18 protein-coding genes and 2 pseudogenes are annotated in these 15,706 nt (G+C 66.5%); 12 read left to right on the forward strand and 8 right to left on the reverse strand.

Annotated features, from left to right (window positions below):
• Positions 1 to 387 precede the first annotated feature (387 nt).
• The 3 genes from AB0C20_RS29615 (at position 388) to AB0C20_RS29625 (ending at position 2,231) form a co-directional block, all read left to right on the forward strand.
• Positions 388 to 1,293 (forward strand): META domain-containing protein, encoded by a 906-nt coding sequence (locus tag AB0C20_RS29615; protein ID WP_357569179.1) that lies wholly within the window; start codon positions 388 to 390, stop codon positions 1,291 to 1,293.
• Positions 1,294 to 1,424: 131 nt separating this feature from the next.
• On the forward strand, positions 1,425 to 1,697 hold the full coding sequence (locus AB0C20_RS29620) for a hypothetical protein (RefSeq protein WP_357569180.1): 273 nt from the start codon (positions 1,425 to 1,427) through the stop codon (positions 1,695 to 1,697).
• Positions 1,698 to 1,883: 186 nt separating this feature from the next.
• Positions 1,884 to 2,231, forward strand: a complete 348-nt coding sequence (locus tag AB0C20_RS29625) for a hypothetical protein (RefSeq protein ID WP_357569181.1) — start codon at positions 1,884 to 1,886, stop codon at positions 2,229 to 2,231.
• 387 nt (positions 2,232 to 2,618) lie between these two features.
• Here AB0C20_RS29625 and AB0C20_RS29630 read toward each other — a convergent pair whose 3' ends face one another.
• From AB0C20_RS29630 to AB0C20_RS29640, 3 genes are all read right to left on the reverse strand, one after another.
• Entirely contained in the window at positions 2,619 to 2,819 is a 201-nt protein-coding gene (locus AB0C20_RS29630) for a hypothetical protein (RefSeq protein WP_357569182.1), read from the reverse strand.
• 250 nt (positions 2,820 to 3,069) lie between these two features.
• A complete protein-coding gene (locus AB0C20_RS29635) occupies positions 3,070 to 4,215 on the reverse strand; it encodes a hypothetical protein (RefSeq protein ID WP_357178026.1) in 1,146 nt (381 codons plus the stop codon).
• Positions 4,212 to 4,784: a sigma-70 family RNA polymerase sigma factor gene (locus tag AB0C20_RS29640; protein ID WP_145780037.1), complete on the reverse strand. Its 573-nt coding sequence runs from the start codon at positions 4,782 to 4,784 to the stop codon at positions 4,212 to 4,214. The genes AB0C20_RS29635 and AB0C20_RS29640 overlap by 4 nt, the downstream gene beginning before the upstream one ends.
• Before the next feature lie 477 nt (positions 4,785 to 5,261).
• Here AB0C20_RS29640 and AB0C20_RS29645 point away from each other — a divergent pair, with 477 nt between their 5' ends.
• Both AB0C20_RS29645 and AB0C20_RS29650 read left to right on the forward strand, forming a co-directional pair.
• Positions 5,262 to 5,717, forward strand: a complete 456-nt coding sequence (locus tag AB0C20_RS29645) for a hypothetical protein (RefSeq protein ID WP_357569183.1) — start codon at positions 5,262 to 5,264, stop codon at positions 5,715 to 5,717.
• Positions 5,718 to 5,893: 176 nt separating this feature from the next.
• Positions 5,894 to 6,277 carry a cyclic-phosphate processing receiver domain-containing protein gene (locus AB0C20_RS29650; protein WP_357569184.1) on the forward strand — a complete coding sequence of 128 codons (384 nt, stop codon included), beginning with the start codon at positions 5,894 to 5,896 and terminating at the stop codon, positions 6,275 to 6,277.
• Positions 6,278 to 6,894: 617 nt separating this feature from the next.
• On the opposite strand, the gene AB0C20_RS29655 is transcribed toward AB0C20_RS29650, so the two are convergent.
• A complete protein-coding gene (locus tag AB0C20_RS29655) occupies positions 6,895 to 7,659 on the reverse strand; it encodes an ATP-grasp domain-containing protein (protein ID WP_357569185.1) in 765 nt (254 codons plus the stop codon).
• A gap of 158 nt (positions 7,660 to 7,817) precedes the next feature.
• On the opposite strand from AB0C20_RS29655, the gene AB0C20_RS29660 reads away from it, so the two are divergent.
• The 6 genes and pseudogenes from AB0C20_RS29660 to AB0C20_RS29685 all read left to right on the forward strand — a co-directional run bounded on the left by AB0C20_RS29660 (position 7,818) and on the right by AB0C20_RS29685 (position 11,883).
• A complete protein-coding gene (locus AB0C20_RS29660; protein WP_238684360.1) occupies positions 7,818 to 7,979 on the forward strand; it encodes a hypothetical protein in 162 nt (53 codons plus the stop codon).
• A 25-nt stretch (positions 7,980 to 8,004) separates the two neighbouring features.
• Positions 8,005 to 8,511, forward strand: coding sequence for a hypothetical protein (locus tag AB0C20_RS29665; RefSeq protein ID WP_357569186.1), 507 nt, complete (start codon positions 8,005 to 8,007; stop codon positions 8,509 to 8,511).
• Positions 8,512 to 8,940: 429 nt separating this feature from the next.
• A complete protein-coding gene (locus AB0C20_RS29670) occupies positions 8,941 to 9,387 on the forward strand; it encodes a PH domain-containing protein (protein ID WP_357569187.1) in 447 nt (148 codons plus the stop codon).
• 77 nt (positions 9,388 to 9,464) lie between these two features.
• Positions 9,465 to 9,832: pseudogene (locus AB0C20_RS29675) on the forward strand (cyclic-phosphate processing receiver domain-containing protein).
• Positions 9,833 to 9,942: 110 nt separating this feature from the next.
• Positions 9,943 to 10,782, forward strand: a complete 840-nt coding sequence (locus AB0C20_RS29680; protein ID WP_357569188.1) for a DUF4253 domain-containing protein — start codon at positions 9,943 to 9,945, stop codon at positions 10,780 to 10,782.
• A gap of 276 nt (positions 10,783 to 11,058) precedes the next feature.
• Positions 11,059 to 11,883, forward strand: coding sequence for an ATP-grasp domain-containing protein (locus AB0C20_RS29685; protein ID WP_357569189.1), 825 nt, complete (start codon positions 11,059 to 11,061; stop codon positions 11,881 to 11,883).
• Positions 11,884 to 12,154: 271 nt separating this feature from the next.
• Here AB0C20_RS29685 and AB0C20_RS29690 read toward each other — a convergent pair whose 3' ends face one another.
• The 4 genes from AB0C20_RS29690 to AB0C20_RS29705 all read right to left on the reverse strand — a co-directional run bounded on the left by AB0C20_RS29690 (position 12,155) and on the right by AB0C20_RS29705 (position 15,150).
• Positions 12,155 to 12,487, reverse strand: a complete 333-nt coding sequence (locus tag AB0C20_RS29690; RefSeq protein ID WP_357569190.1) for a hypothetical protein — start codon at positions 12,485 to 12,487, stop codon at positions 12,155 to 12,157.
• A 169-nt stretch (positions 12,488 to 12,656) separates the two neighbouring features.
• On the reverse strand, positions 12,657 to 12,890 hold the full coding sequence (locus AB0C20_RS29695) for a hypothetical protein (RefSeq protein ID WP_357178049.1): 234 nt from the start codon (positions 12,888 to 12,890) through the stop codon (positions 12,657 to 12,659).
• 735 nt (positions 12,891 to 13,625) lie between these two features.
• A complete protein-coding gene (locus AB0C20_RS29700) occupies positions 13,626 to 14,663 on the reverse strand; it encodes a DUF808 domain-containing protein (RefSeq protein ID WP_357178052.1) in 1,038 nt (345 codons plus the stop codon).
• A 196-nt stretch (positions 14,664 to 14,859) separates the two neighbouring features.
• On the reverse strand, positions 14,860 to 15,150 hold the full coding sequence (locus tag AB0C20_RS29705; protein ID WP_357178054.1) for a hypothetical protein: 291 nt from the start codon (positions 15,148 to 15,150) through the stop codon (positions 14,860 to 14,862).
• Between the two features lie 231 nt (positions 15,151 to 15,381).
• On the opposite strand from AB0C20_RS29705, the pseudogene AB0C20_RS29710 reads away from it, so the two are divergent.
• A pseudogene (locus tag AB0C20_RS29710) lies at positions 15,382 to 15,555 on the forward strand (SMI1/KNR4 family protein); the annotation flags it as partial.
• Positions 15,556 to 15,706: the final 151 nt, after the last annotated feature.

Raw genomic sequence — 15,706 nt, forward strand, 5'->3', positions numbered from 1 at the left:
CCATCGACCGGCGCAGCTACCAAGCCACCACCAGTATCGACATCGTCATCCCCGACCCTTGACGACCACACCAACCACTTAACTGAACGGCGTTGCTACTAGATCAGTACATTCCTCACCGTCTGGATGAACTGTCGGGCCAGTGGCCGCCGAGCGCTCAGACGGCGAACCCCAGCGCCGTCACCCACCACCTCCGCAAAATCTGCGGGTTGACAGCTCGCTCGCCCCTTCTTTTCGGGGGCAGCTAGTGCGGTGGGTCGCGGTCCGACGAGATCGTGGGCGCATCCAACGCTCCTACCAGCCGTTGACAGAAGAAGAGCACCTGTCGCTAGCCGAGCGCGCCCGGTCCCGGCCCGACGGTGTCTGAAGGAGCTGGGAGACCAAAGGATGAGATGCCGCAAGGCGCATCAGGGCCACCTGGCGACGATGGTGGTGATGGGTGTGCTGTTCAGCGGATGCGCGAGGCAGGGGCCACCCGGAGGCAGCAGACCCAAGAACGCGGTCACGGACACCACGAGGGCAGTGGTGCCCTTAACGCCGGAGATGCTGATCGGCTCCTGGACGCTCGTTGACGTTGCTGACCCCGGCGCGGGCAAGATCCTGCGCCTCGCAGACAGTGACCTGCACTTGATCGGTAGCCGCTGCGGCACCCTGGGCGGATCCTGGCGGGCCAACGATGAAGGTGTTTTCCTCGCCGACATCTGGTCGGCTTCGACGGCCGTCGTCGAAGCCACGCCTGGATGCGCCAAGGCTAGTCAAGAGACACCCGGGTGGCTGCGGAGCGTGACCGCCTACCAGTTCGACGGCGCGGGTATGCCAGTACTTCTCGACGGACGAGGGCAAGCGGTCGCCCAGCTGATCCCCGGCGCGACACCGACCCCCGAACCCGACAAGGCCGAATCCGTGCTGGAACCGCCGGTGGTCACCGACGAGGCTCGACGGGCCCTGGCGCCAGCCGTCGAACTACCGGCGACGCTCGTACCCGCAGACCAGCACCAGCCGATGGGCCGTTGGACGCCCAAGAGCGGACACAAGGCGGCCTACCTGGAGTTCACCACAGACGGTGAGTGGCACGCATCCGACGGCTGCAACGACCAGACCGGCCGATGGGTTACCGCTGCCGGCGGCACCCTGCTCGCCACCGCAAGACCAACCACGCTGGCGTTCTGCGCCGACAGCGTACCGATCGACCAATGGCTCACAACGGCCAGACGAGCCGGTCTCGACGGCAATGTCCTCGTGCTTCTCACCGCCCACGGCGACGAGGTAGGCCGGCTCTCCCCCACGAACTGAACACCGTCAAGTAACAGCTTCTGACTCGTCGACTTCGGCATCGACACCCGGGAGAACGCCGACGAGGACGGTGACAACCGACCGTCTTTCTCGGATGCCGCGTCATACCAAGGCATAGCAGGGTGTTGGGTATGAGCTCTGCCGGCGATGGTCCCTATCTGACGTTAAGGATCAGCAACGGCCTGCTCCTCGTGCGGGATGGTGTCGGCACTTGGCTAATCCATGGCGCTGCCGACGGGTTGGTCTACCCGGCCGCCGACCGGCTGGTGTGGCTGTTACCACTGCTGGAGCGCACCCCGAGCGCCGTCAGTGCGGAGTTGGCTGACGTGTCGATAGCCGACACACCGCTACCCGCCCTCGTGCGGTTCGCGCTCACCGCATGGGGAAAGCACTGGCCGACATGAAGGACTCGCGCGAACTCTCCCAGCCGCTTCGCTACCGAGCACTTCACCTCTGGAGCGCCTCGGCACCTGCCTGACGGCCTGACAAGCCCGAATCCCGGAGCCGCCTCGACCAACGCCGGACCTACACCGCACTGCACGCACAATCCCTCGATGACGTTCGACTTCGGTACGGCATGATGGGCGTTCATGGGCAACACCGATCCGTACGTGACCATCACGGAACCGACCTTCGTGGCACGGTTCCTTCTCAATCCCCACACGGACACCGACGAGTCTCTAGCCAACGTGGATGCCATCGTCGATCTTCCTGACGGCTCCAGTTGGGCCCTGACGATCTTCACCGTCGACGAGGTCCGCCGCCTGCTTGCGAGTTGGAAGAAGACCGGCGAAGTCGCGAACGGCAGTTACTTCTGGGCCGTTGACCAGCTGATCGTGCCGGAACCGGGTGTGTCGGCCATGACCATAGCGATCCGAGAACTGGTTCGCAGCGGAGAGATAGAAAGCGTCGGTGTCCGATGCGGGGATCCGGACTGAAGCCGCCTGGGCGCACCCGCGAGGGGTGATGGTTCAGAGGGTGCCAGGCACGGGTGGCGGCAAATCCGGATGCCGAGCGGGAGCTGTGCTCACGTCGGCGTAGTCGAGATGTCGATCGTGGTGAGGTGGCCTTTGCCGATGGCGTGTACCAGGGATCGACCGTCGGGAAGTAGCCGGTCGATGGGTGCTGGCAGTCGCACGCAACCGGCGGTCTCCCCGGCCCGGTTTACCATGATGAGTTGGTTACCGGCGCGGGCGAAGAGTGCACCTCCGGAGACGGGGACACCCTCACTGGTAGCACCGTGCAGGAGGTCGGGCCAACTTCTTGCGGTGCCGGTGCGGCTGACCTTCACTTGCCAGCCGAGCGCGGCAGAAGCCGGATCCTCACTATGCGACGCCGGAGGTGGGGACACCGGTCCGAACCGCCTCGATGAAGCCATCAGGTGACAGGTAGCGATGCTCTTCAACGTAGTGGCCGATCAGCACCGGTGCAGCGAAGTTCGTCCCGTCCACTCCGGTGAGCCAGATCTCGCCGTTCCCGCGCGCAACATCGGGAGCTTCGTAGAGCAGAATGTCGGCCCGAATCACGCGCAGAGGCTCGACCGCTGCCTCGCGGAACTGGCAGTAGTGATACCCACGCATGAGCCGCACTGGTCTGGCACCGAGCCTCACCAAGCGATCTCGAACGTCGTCACGCGTCGATCATCGCAATCAGGCACGGGCCGCGCGAACAAACAAAACGACGGTGCGGGCCGCCTGGAGGCGGCCCGCACCGTTACCGAACGCCGGGCCGTGTTACGCCCGTCTGCCGGAATGCTGGCGGGTGGGAGTTCCCGGCCTACAGGTCGGCCTTCGTCACGCGGGAAGATTCGTACGTCGTGGAGGCCTGCGGGAGGCCCGGCACGGTGGAGACGTCCTTGACCAGCATGCCGGTCTTGGCGTCAATGGTCAGCACCTCGCTGCCCTCGCCGCCGAACACCTCGGGGCCGGCGGTGATCGTCAGCGTGGCGTTGCCGTGGGTGGTCGAGTTCTTGACGCTGACCGCGGATATGGTGGACAGCAGACGCAGCACACCGGCCCGGACCTGCGTGTTGCCGTCGCCAGCGGACAGCGCTTGGGTGCTGTACGTCCACAGGGCGTTGTCGAAGTGCCGCTGTACGGCCTGGGGGCTGTACGGCTTCGGCTTGGCGTTGCCGCCCTTCTGCTTGATGATCACCTGAGCGGCCGCCTGCTGCTTGTCCCACACCGCCTTTTGCGCTGCGGGGTCGAGACCCACCAGCGGATCCTTGGCTGCCTTGAGCATCTGGGTCCGGCCGTCGGCTGGGCTGCTGTCCGCCGCGGCGACGGCTGCCTTGAGGAGCGGAGCGTAGCCGCCGTCCGTCATCTGGTCCTGGTGACGGGCGATCGCACGCTTGATGTCCCTCACGCTGTTGCCCGTATAGATCGCGTGACCGTCGGTGTACAGCGTGTAGACGACCTGCATGGTCTTGGCACCGTGGACCTGCGTCGCCTTCACCAGCCACGCGTCGCCCGCCGACGGGGTGACCGTCTTGATGGACCCGGCCAGGGTCATCAGCGGCGCGCGCTCGGCCGACCCGTCAACGCTGGTCGAGCCCGAGGTGGCGGCTGACGAATCCTTGCCGGCCTCCATGCCCCCGGTCGCCGGCGAGTTGAGCACCACAGCGACGACTGCCGCCGCGGCGGCAACCCCCACCCCGGCGCCGATGCCCAATCGGCCCGCGGTACCGATGCGGCGGCGGCGCTGAAGCGCCGGGCTGGATTCGTGGTCTCGCGTGGTTGTCGTCGTTTCCATGGTTGAAGTCGCCTCCATAGTCGTGTCCGCCGCTGATATCGCGCCCAGCAGCCGCACGGTTCCGGGGTCGGCCATAGCCGCCCGCAGCACCGCCCGCGCCCGCTGATACGCCTCCGGGCGTAGTGGTTCTGCGTTGCCCAACGCACCGACCAGATCGAGCTCGTCGGTCATCGGTGTCTCTCCTTCGCGCTGTTGCGGTCCTTCAGAAGCGCGGACACCCCCGGGGCGTCGCGCAATGCCGTCCTGGCCTGGCTCAGCAGCCGCCGCGCGGTGCCGGCCGGTATGCCGAGTGCCCGCGCGGCGTCGGCTGCGGTCAGGTCCTCCCAGGCGACGAGCCTCAGGACCTCCCGCTCTTCGGGTTTGAGCCGCGTCAGGGCCGACCGGAGCACCGCCCGGGCGTCCACGCCGAGGTCCACCGCCGACCATGGATCCCATCCAGTAGCCACGTCCGGCACGTCCGCGACCAGGTCCTCGGCGGGCCGGGACCGCCAGTAGCGCCGCAAGCGATTCAATGCCACCCCGTACAGCCACGGCCGCGCATCGTTGTACGACCGGTCGTACGATCGCCGCGACTCGAACGCCGCAACCCAAACCTCGCCCAGGAGGTCCTCAGCCGCATCCCGCCCAGCCCGGCGAACGAGGTACGAACCGACGGCGGCCTCATGACGCTCGACCACCTCTACGAAGGCGTCGACATCGCCATCCAGCGACCGGCCTATCAAATCCGCATCCGAAGCCATGGCCCTCCTCGGCAAAGTCCGCGCTTCACCCTGACATTGCCGATCAGGTGGCGAAGTGTTCAGGCCCCGAGGTCCGACGGCAAGCGGCCGCCCAATAGCGACCTCTCGGCGGCATGAGCGGCTGAGGCGCGGTCAGCGTCGGGCCCAAGCGTGGCACCCAGGCCAGGGCCGAGCGCCGCGCCCTACCGCCGTGACCTGCGCGCACTCCCCTGCCAGGATGCATAGGGCACTGTCAACTGCTGCCCGTGGCTCCGAAGCACTCCGTTGTCTCAGTCGGCTTCCCCAAACCGGCTCGAGCCAGACCGGTGACCACCGACTGATCGTGAGCTGGCACCCCTAGACCAAGCTGTTACCAGCGTTGGTTTCAGCGCCCACATTGGTCGCTTGGAAGCACCGTCACGGACGCGGCGCCCTATCAGCGGCATGAGAGTGCGCTTTGGGTCAGCCCTGTGGGCGCCAATCGCGTACCTTGCAGGCATGCCAGTGGCATCCGCCGACGCGCTGCAAGCTGCGGTCGCTACCCCGCCAAATCGTCGCCTCGCAACGATTGCGTTCTCCCTAGCGCTGGTCGCCGTAGGGCTGGTCGGCGGCTTCGGGGCGGCCAAGCTTGCCGACGATCCGAACACCGCCCAGCCGGAGCTGCTCGTTGGGACGGTCACCTGGTCGAACGACCAGACCAGGTCCATCGCCTTTGAGGAAGACGGGGCCCTACGGGGCCCTCTCGATGGCGACACGATCTACTCAGTAATCGCCGAAAGCTGGCAGGACGTTAGCGGGACACTGCACAACGACGGTACCTATCCAACCTGCCTGGCCGGCGAGAAGGACGACCCCGTCTCAGAGGACCGGCACCGAATCGAGCTTGAGGTCCTACACCGGGACACGGGCGATCAGCCACAGCACATCGTCGTCCACGTCCACTGCCTCGATTGATGGCATGAGCCGGGCCTGCGCTTCTGGCTTAACCTCGGCCACGAGACCGGCCCAGAGTGATCGGTGACACCCACTCAATTCGACATGAGCGGACGTCGCCCGGCTGATGACTGGGAGCACCATGACTAACATCTTCGGATCCACCGAAAGGGTCTCCCGGCAGGCATCATCATCGTGTGAACGCCCGCCGAACGATCGTCATGGTTGATGACCTGCGTTCGTTTGTGGATGGCCGTATCGCCGAGGTGGCCCGCACCAGCGACGCCGGAGTTGAACTCCTCGGTCGGTACCGGGACCGGCGCTTGGATGAACTGTGGCTGGACCATGACCTCGGCGGGGACGACACGATCTGGCCGGTCGTGGAGGTCCTGGAACGGGCGGCCTTCGACAAACGCCCCCTTGACGTCGGTGTCATCAACGTCCACTCCGCCAACCCGGCCGGCGCCGCGAAGGTCGCCCTGGTCCTAAGACGCTGGGGGTATTACGTCCGTGTCGCGTCGGGCTCACCCGAGGTCGGCTATCTCGACGGCCAAGCAGTGAACCGCTCAGCTCCTGGTTGATTCCTGCGAGGCCCCGATCATCCGCAACAGGGTGCCGCCGTCATGCATCGGTGGAGTCTAGACATGGAAAAGGCGCGCGACCACCGCGAACATCCGCCCCTCGGCTACATGTTTCATTGACCTGCGACCGTGGCCCGGCCAGGCTTCGGTCGAGGCGCCCGGGCTGTCGCTCTCATTTCGGCTGCCCACGCTGGTCGTGTGGCTCTCATTTGGCCTGCGCGGCCTGGGCGTCGCCCCCAGGGCGGGGAGAGGCTCAAGAGGGGTTTGTTCGGCTCGAAGTAGCGTTGCCCTCCCGGCTCGACAACCCAGGTGGATCGAGCATCGGAGGACGCGTTGAGTGTTACGTCAGATCGTGTGGTCATCGGTATGGACCCGCACAAGCGCTACGCGCCTACTTCGACCGGAAGAAGACCACCGGCAAGACGTCGATGGAAGCGATGCGGGCGGGAGGACAACGGGAACGACAACTGGCTCCAGCGTGATCGACTCGCATCCCCAGCCGGCTCTTCGGAGAAGTCACTTCCCGGACCCGCCGAGACCCGGGATAGAACTCTCCTCCCGGCGGTGTCTTGACACAGAAGGGAGCCAGATCAGTACACCGGTATGGACCTGCTGGCTTAAAGCGCAGCGGTCGGCTGAGGCCGTCGGATGAACTGTCTGTCGCGGGCGGTCACCGAAGCCGTTGGGCTGGCCGCTCGGAGGACGACATCGAGGACCAGGTCTGGATCCGCTACGTAGGCGCCGCTGGCCCATGCGGCATTCGCCTCGATCACGGCCCAGTGGCCATCGACCAGTCCTACGTCTACGACGATGGCGGAGGGCAACGTGTGCCCATATCCGGCGATGAGATCGGTGCCGAAGGCTAGCGCGTCGGTCGACGCAGGGCCGAGGTGCAACCGGCCGTGCGCGGCGTACTGGCTGCCTGTGTAGACAGCAGCGTCGAGCACGTGTAGCCGGTACTCGGCGGTGATGTCGACGATGTCGCTGACGAGCACTGGAGTCCGCCGGTCGACAGCATCCGGGCCGGGCAGGCGGGAACCATCGGTGTAGATCATCGCCGGGATGTTCTTGTCGTTGGGCGACTTGATGAACGCCGGTCGACGGAGTTCGTAGGCCTCGCCAATGGCGACCATAGTGATCTCGCGGCCGGTGAGTTCACGAGGAAGGCTAGTCAGCCAGCCAGGTTCAGCTTCCAGGGGCGCGATCCCGAGCACCGGTGCGACGACGTCGGCGAAGCTCGGTCCCGCGTGAAGGTGATCAGCACGCAACCCGGCGGGTACTTCGAAGGTGTGCAGCTGGACGGTGCGTAGTCCGCGTCGATGAGCGGCGTCGCGCAAGCTCTGAGCCGAGGCTGTCAGGCGCGGCGGCAGGACGAGTGTCACGGCCCATGATCCTGCCTGAATACACCGTCGCAGTTACAGCGGTTTGCTGCTCGTCGGCGACCTCGACGATGAAGACGCAGAGATATCCTCTCGAGCATCTGTTGGAGGAGGCGTCAATGGGATTGTCTGGCAGGGATTGCCCTGACTGCGGTCGGCGCGTGAGCAAGCCGTTCGAGAAGACCATCACCGGCCGGCAAGTTTGCCCGGACTGCGCGAACGCCCTGTTTATGGGCTCGGCCGCTGGCACGATCACCGGCAACGTCGGTTCCGGATACGGAGTGTGGGCGATGCTCATGCGAAAGATCCGACACTCCGACTGACCCCGATTGCTGCGAGCATCGCATCATGGGCATCGCCGGATTCCGCTCGAACATGCATAGCCTGATCGGGCTGGCGGCCGTCTGCCTGGCCGTCGCGGCGGTCATCAGCGTCGCCCCGAACCCTGCTGTACCTGAGCGCGACTGGCAACCACCAGCTGGCTATGTCCTGGCCGACACGGTCTCGCTCGACGACGAGCACACGTTACGGCTCTGGACCGGGCCGTCCGGCTGGTATGTCGAGAGCATGCTGTCCGGTCGGCACCAGGCAGCCGCCGGAGCAGGCAGTGGCGGCGACCAGTCCAGCGTGAGCGAGGTCCTCAATGGGCTAGTGGGCCAGTTGTCCCTTGCTGGCGCGACGGCCGTCGCGGTCGGGTCGCCTACACCTGTGCGCGCCCGGGTTCACTCCGGAGTGTTCCTCGTCTCGACGTCGGTGATCCGATCGACCGATCGGGCAGTTCCGATGACGCCACTCGACGTCACCGGAAAGCCCCTCGCTCCGGAGACTCTCGTAGAGGTCGCCGGCCGCGGCTGATCCCTACGATCCAAAAGTTCAGCACTCGTAGCCAAACGGGTGGTGATCATGGGCTGGGCTGAGGCACTCAGTTGGTGGGTTCGTCGGGCAGGTACCAGCCGCCGAGTGGCTGTCGTAGTCCGCACAGGAGGATTCTCGCCGCGATCGATGTCGCGATCGCGATGAGCAGACCCCCGTACCACCGGTCCCGTGGGTCGCGGCCGATCGAGTCCGCCGGGGGCGGAACTGCGGGCTGCCGGCCAGTGTTCGGTTGGTGCCAGCACTGCTCCCGCAGCCACATCGGTCGATCGGGCAGCACGCTCACGATCGCCGCGCCATGTCAGCGGAAGATCCGTGCACCGATCGTGACGACGATCCGTTGGTCCCCAACGCCGCAGCCGGACTGGACTACGCCAATTGGCCGGACAAGCCTGCGTAGCATGTTCCGCCATGCACCGCATCGTCATCAGGCCACGCGTCCAGATTCCGGTCCTAGTCGTGATCTTCGCTGTATGGACCCTGCTGGGCGTCACGTACTTCACCTCCGGGGGCGTACTGGCAGAGCGCGACTGGTTCGGCATCGTGCTGGGAGGCCTACTCGTCACGAGCGGCCTGGCCGGAATCTGGCGAGCTCTTCGACTCGGCGTGGTAATCGGCGGCGACGGTGTCCGTATCCGCGGCTTCGACAGCCGTGACCAGGTCACACCCTGGAGCGCGATCCAGTCGGTCGACTGCGAACAGATCGACATACGGGCAGGCTTGCCGCTCTACGCTCCCGTCCTCCACCTCGGCGACGACGCCATGCCTCTCTCAGCGCTCGGCTCATACTCACGCCAGGACGCCGAGCGCAAGGTCGCACAGTTGCGGAGCCTCAAGGCCAGCGCCGCTCGTTCCTGACCGAGACGCAGAGGCGGGCGCCCGACCAGCGGCAAATCCGGATGTCGGATCGTGCGGGTGTCAGGCATCATCATCGCGTGGATAGCCGCCGAACGATCGTCCTGGTCGATGACCTCCGCTCGTTCGTGGACGGCCGTAGCGCTGAGGTGGCCCGCACCAGCACCGCCGGAGTTCAACTCCTCGATCCGTACCGGAACCGGCGCCTGGACGAACTGTGGCTTGACCACGATCTAGGCGGGGACGACACGATCTGGCCGGTCGTGGAGGTCCTGGAACGGGCCGCCTTCGACAAGCGCCCCTTCGACGTCGGCGTCATCAACGTCCACTCCGCCAACCCGGCCGGCGCCGCGAAGATCGCCCAGGTCTTGCGGCACTGGGATATCGCGTCCACCTCGCGTCGGGCTCCACAGACGTCGGCTATCTCGACGCCCCGGTCGTGAGCTGACCAGCCCGAGGGCGCCGCCCGACAGCTGTCACACCCTGACGGCGGCAAAAGCGGACAGCGGACGAGGCGAGTGGCTCTGATTGTCTTAGCGGGTCTGTACCCTGCGTCCGATGACGGGCAATTCGTGGACGTACCTTCGAGACGACTCGGGCAGCGGCTCCCTTAGCCTCGACCTTCCGCCGGGGCGAGCCGTGCACGAGACCGAGGCCGGCGTTCTCGAGGAGCCGATCCTGTGGATCAGCGACACACGTCCGGACGCGGGTCTGTGGGGCTCACTTCAGGCGCTCCATGGCCGGACAGGTCTGTGGCCACTGCTCCTCGGAGGCAGTTTGTACGAGCCGGGCAGCCCTTGGACGACCGGTGAACTCGACCCGGGTCTCATCAAGTCCAGGCCGGGCGATCATGACGCTGACGTACTGCTGGCGGGGTGGTGGTCTGTCTACACAACGGTGGATGAGGACGACATGCTCAGCGCGCCGGAGCGGCTGGCCGTCACGGCGCCGTTTGGCAATCGGTGGCCTGGGCTCGCACTTGCCGGAACGCTGCAGGAAAATCCCGCGACTCGGGCTGCCGAGTTCGCGGACCATTTGATGGCCGACTCGTGGCTGACCGCGCCGCGCCTCGGGCTGAGTGCCAGTTCCCGCAGCGCGGATGCCCCGGCCGATCTGGGGTGGGGTGGGCCGTTGAACTACGAGAACGACACCGCGCAGTTCAGCACGGTGCTGCGCAGCTGGGAAGAACGTTTCGGTGCCAGAGTCGTCGGCCTCGGACCAGCCGAGCTATACCTCAGCGTCGCCGCTCCACCCACCGATGCAGACCACGCGCAGCGCGTCGCTGCGGAACACTTTGCGTTCTGCCCCGACAACGTGTGGCAGTCCAGCACGGACACCCTCATCCGTTACGCCGAGAGCCTCACGAACCGGGCCTGGTGGTCGTTCTGGTGGGACTGAGCCGCCACGGTGCCAGTGCCAGGCAGAAGAAAGCATTGCAACGACGTCCGCACATCGCCATGTCCGGCCGCCAGCCAGCCCGACCCGTCGTGAGGCCGGCGGCGAGCGGATCGCGGCAAATGCGGATGCAACTGGTGTCTGGAGCCGTCGTGTGCCGCGACGCCACGGGACCCTCACCCGGCGGGCGGTGCGAGGGTTACAACGTGACTCTCGCCATCGGGAGCGGCGAGGATAATCAATCGACGACTACGTGACGAGTCCTCAGAATCGTTAGTCATGACCATCGCCGCCCCGGTCGCTGACTTCCTGGTGCTGCCGCCGCGTCTCGACAGCACCGCCGAACTGCTTGCTGAATCGGCCCGGCGACGGGGCCTGGCAGTGGAGCACCTGCCCAGCCCGTCGGTACCAGCCCAACTGCGGCAGGCCCGAGGCGGGCACCTCTACGGCGGACCGAACTTCGCTGCTGCCGTCGCGACGGACCTCGACCTGGCACTGCTCGAACCGGCCGACGACTGGCTGGTGCAGCTGCCGTACGAGTACACCCACCGGGACATCACCCTCACCACACTCGCCGAAGCCCGATGGCTCCGTACGCCGACGTTCGTCAAACCGCCCAGAGACAAGACCCTGACAGCCGGCGTCTACGCCGACGGCTCCCGCCTGCCCCGTGCCGAGCGCTACCACCCGGACACTCCGGTGCTGGTCAGCGAAATCGTGACATTCCTGGTGGAGTACCGGCTGTTCGTCCTCGACGCCGCCGTGCACGCCGCCAGCCGTTACGCCACCAACGGACGGCTCGACTCGGCCCCCCTCGACGCCGGCCCGCATCGCGCCGCGGTGCTCGACTTCGCCGCCAGCCTGCTCGGTGCCTGCGCCGCCAGCCTCCCCAGCGCCGTCGTCGTCGATGTCGGCCTGGCCAGCAACGCCGACCGCGGCGACGAACACTGGGCCGTGGTGGAGGCGAACATGGCCTGGTTCAGCGCAAGCTACGCTGCCAACCCCGACCAGGTCCTCGACGTGGTGCTTCGCGCAGCTGGACCGCGCCACCGCCTGACTCCCCGCGACCACGCCTTCACTGGCCCGCCCACCCCCTTCGGATAGCAGCCCCACGACGACCAACATCGCCACCGACGTCTGCCTTGACGCCACCCGAACGTCACCGCCGAGGAGGCATCCGGGCAACGTCAGGCCCGGGGCGAACCTCCGGCAGGGGCGCGCCCCGCTCGGCGGCAGATGTGCGCACCCGATCTTGGGTAGGCCACCGGAAGGAAGACCAGTTGGTTCGGCGCATGCCGGACGACATCGTTCTGCGGCTCGACCGCGCAACGGCCGAGGATCTTTACGCCGCGCTGTACGGGGCCGGAGATCCTCGTCAGTGCAAAGTCTCGTGCTGACGCGCCCAGTCCTCGGCCGACGCACGGCTGTCAGCAGGCGGAGAATCTCGCAGGCACCCAGAACACCGGGCGAAAAACGCCCCGCCTTCTTCCCATGCGTGCACCTGCCCAGGCTTCACCCAGTCGGGCGACCAGTCCATGTTGAAGGCGTACAGCAGTCCAGAGGTGACACCTTCCATCAGCCGTTCGATCGTGGCGTCGCTGAGACCCAACTCCAACATGCTGTTCGTCACCTGAAGTTCGGTCCTGACGTTGTCCTCCAGCAGAGAGACCACGCGAGCCTCACGTGCGCTGTCGGCCTCTTTCCCCATGCGCACATCCTGCCGGACGACCGCTCATCGGCCAGTCCGAACGCCGCCTGCCCTACTTCGCGTGACGCTGCGTAGCGCACGGATCGCGGCATGTGCGGACACCCTGCGTTGGGTCCGGGCACTACGCCTGGAGGCCGGCCTGCCCCACGCACGGTGCCGGTACCGTGCGTCACTGAACCCAGGGGTGGCGGAACGGCCGTCCTCCGTCGGTCGTCGGTAACGCTGCAATTCTCGCAACCCAGTGGTCGACGTAGGTCTTTATTCCCTCGGCATTGCGCGCAATGGTCAACCAGTCCCACGCAGCGTCGCGAATCTCCCGTTGGGCGATCATCTCGGTGCCATCGCCGTAGTCGAACGGGTAGCCGTCAACAATGTCCGACAAGTCCCCGTAGATGTTGTACAAGCGGCCGACGTGGGCGGGGGCAGGTCGATCAGCGCACACATCAGCTCCCCGACGACCCTCACCGGGTCTTCTCTGCCCTTCAGCACTCGATGCATGTATCCATCGATGAGGTCGATCACAGCAGTCAAGGAAGACGATACGGCGTCGGTCACCCTCTCCTGGTCGCTTGCCGTGTCGCCCGCGCCGCTCCTGACCCCGACAGCGGACAACGTTCCAGAGCCACGATGCCGCGAAGAGACGAAAGATCGAGTGCGCTCATCGGCATGAGCGGACGCCGCTCGACTGACGACCGGGAGCAAACGGGCCGACCTCTTCGGGTCCGCCGAAGAGGTCTCTAGGCTGAAGGGCCTGCTCAGGGCGTTGCGGGTGGGATCTGCGCCTCGAATGACGGAACTGCGGCGGAGTCCAGCAAGCTCACCCGCAACGCTCCACATCGATCTGCAGCATGCCTGCAGACGTGGCCTTAGGCGAACCGAGACGCCGGCCGAGGCCAGCCATCCCGGAACGACACGCCTGACCACTTCGACCTCTACTGGGAGGTCACGCCGCACCGCTCGACCTCCATCACCGGAGGTCAAGGACCCTCGTCTCTCCGGCATCGGTGAGCACGCCGCGGCCAGGAAGAGCACGAAGGGCCACAGGTCGGCCCGGGACGACCCGCGCAGCTCAGCCGGGTTGAGCGCGGCTCGGCACCAGGACGCCTGACCGCGTGGTGGAGTTGCGATGGTGTTGTGGTCAACCGCGCGGCGCTCGGTCCGCAGGAGCGTCGCGACGCCGAGCTGCACGGCTCGGCGGCGCGGGGATGGTGCCGTCAGCACGAGTCGTGCCCGCCGCAGTCGCAGCCGCAGCCTTGGATGTGCGGCGGTGGAGCGTGAGAGTCATGACCAGCACGACCAGCGCTCCGACGATCAGCCCGAGGATCGCGCTGGCCACCGTGTTGACGAGCCAGCCGACGAGCCCGCCGAGAACACCCGTGGCGTCGTGGGCGGCGACCTCCACGTGGTGCACGGCCTCGTACAGGAAGTGCAGGTTCAGCTCGTTCGTGCCTAGCAGCAGGATGTGCCCGCCCACCCACAGCATCGCCGCGGTGCCGACTACCGTCAGCACGGTGAGGACCACCGGCATCGCCCTCACCAGACCGCGGCCGAACGTGGCGACGGCGCCGGAACGTTGCGACAGGCGCAGCCCGGCGTCGTCCATCTTTACGATCAGGGCCACCACGCCGTACACCAAGACGGTTATGACGACGGCGACCACAGCCAGGATCGCCAGGCGGGACCAGAACGCCTCATCGATCACCTCGTTGAGGCTGATGACCATGATCTCCGCCGAGAGGATCAGGTCGGTTCGTACCGCCCCGGACACCAGTGTCGTCTCGTCCTGCACCTTTTGCTCGCCCGCGCCGTGGGCACCGTGATGGGCGATCTTGGCCCACACCTTCTCCGCGCCTTCGTAACAGAGGTAGGCGCCGCCGAGCATGAGGATCGGAGTGAGCAGCCAGGGCACGAACTGACTGAGCAGCAGCACCGCCGGCAGGATGATGAAGAACTTGTTGCGCAGCGACCCCACGGCAATGCGCTTGATAATCGGCAATTCGCGCTCGGCCGCCAGGCTCCGCACGTACTGCGGCGTGACGGCAGCATCGTCGACGACGACACCCGCAGCCTTGGCGCCGGCCTTCGCGGCGGCCGCCCCGATGTCATCGATCGACGCGGCAGCGGCACGGGCCAGCACCGCCACGTCATCCAGCAGGGCTACGAGTCCACCGGCCAAGGGAGGGTCCTTCCAGGGTTGCGCAGAGTCCGAACTGGCCCATTCTCGCTCAGGTCCCCGCGCGCGGCATGTCACCGCCCCGTCATGTCGACCGATGCGTGGTCTACGTGGTGAGCCGTCTCCGTGTCGTCAACAAGCAGCGGCGCGCCTGTTGCGGCGCTGCTCCAGCAACGTGGCGCGACCCGGCCTATCCCGGTCACGACGACTGGGCGATGCTCGGCGCCGGCGGATGCGGGGCGAGCCCGGTGCATGTCGAGGCGACGCCGATCCGCTTCGACGTCGCCGTTCCCGGCGAGCTGCTCGGTGCGCTGACCTGGCGCAACCGACGCGGAGAACAGCGCACCTTGAAGACGGCGAGGCGGCGTCCGGGTGCCTCGGATTCGACGAGCAGCCGTTTCGTCAGCAGCGTCGAGCCGAGGTCGGCCAGTTGCCGGTCGTCCCAACCGTTCCAGCGCAACAGGTTCGGGTTCGCTCGGCCCGAGCCCACGGGCGATTGAAGGCTCCGCAAGACGTAGACCTGGTTGACCTCCGTCGCCTGGTGCGTGCCGCCGTCTTGGGGTGGGTCGCACTCGCTCCCATGTTCGTCACGGTTGTTGTCAGCGAACTTGTCCCGGCCCGAGTACACGTGACCGGCCCGGATGGAGGCCCTACGAGGTGCCGATGGTGCTGGGGTTGGACCCTGCGAAGCTGTAGCGCTCGGCGCTGGACGACGGGTGTCGACTGCCCCTCAGCGGGCCACGACATGATCGCCCTCGACTACCGATTCCCCGGCGAGCCGACAGTCGTACACGTCGACCAGGAGTGGAACTACCAGATCACGGTCATCGCCCCCGACTTCGAGACGTTCCTAGGCGGCCTCGTCGACGAAAGCGAGTTTGATGGAGACGATTGATCGCCCGCTGGGCACCGGGCCGAGGCGCTAACGGATGGTGAAGGTCAGCGGGTTCGAGATGCCGAGGCCGCCGTGGGAATCGTGGACCCGCACGGTGAAGGTGGACGACGTGCCGGCCGACAGGGCCGTCTGGAACTGGTAGCGCTGTCCG

The organism is Micromonospora sp. NPDC048843 (assembly GCF_040649965.1).
GTDB lineage: Bacteria > Actinomycetota > Actinomycetes > Mycobacteriales > Micromonosporaceae > Micromonospora > Micromonospora hortensis.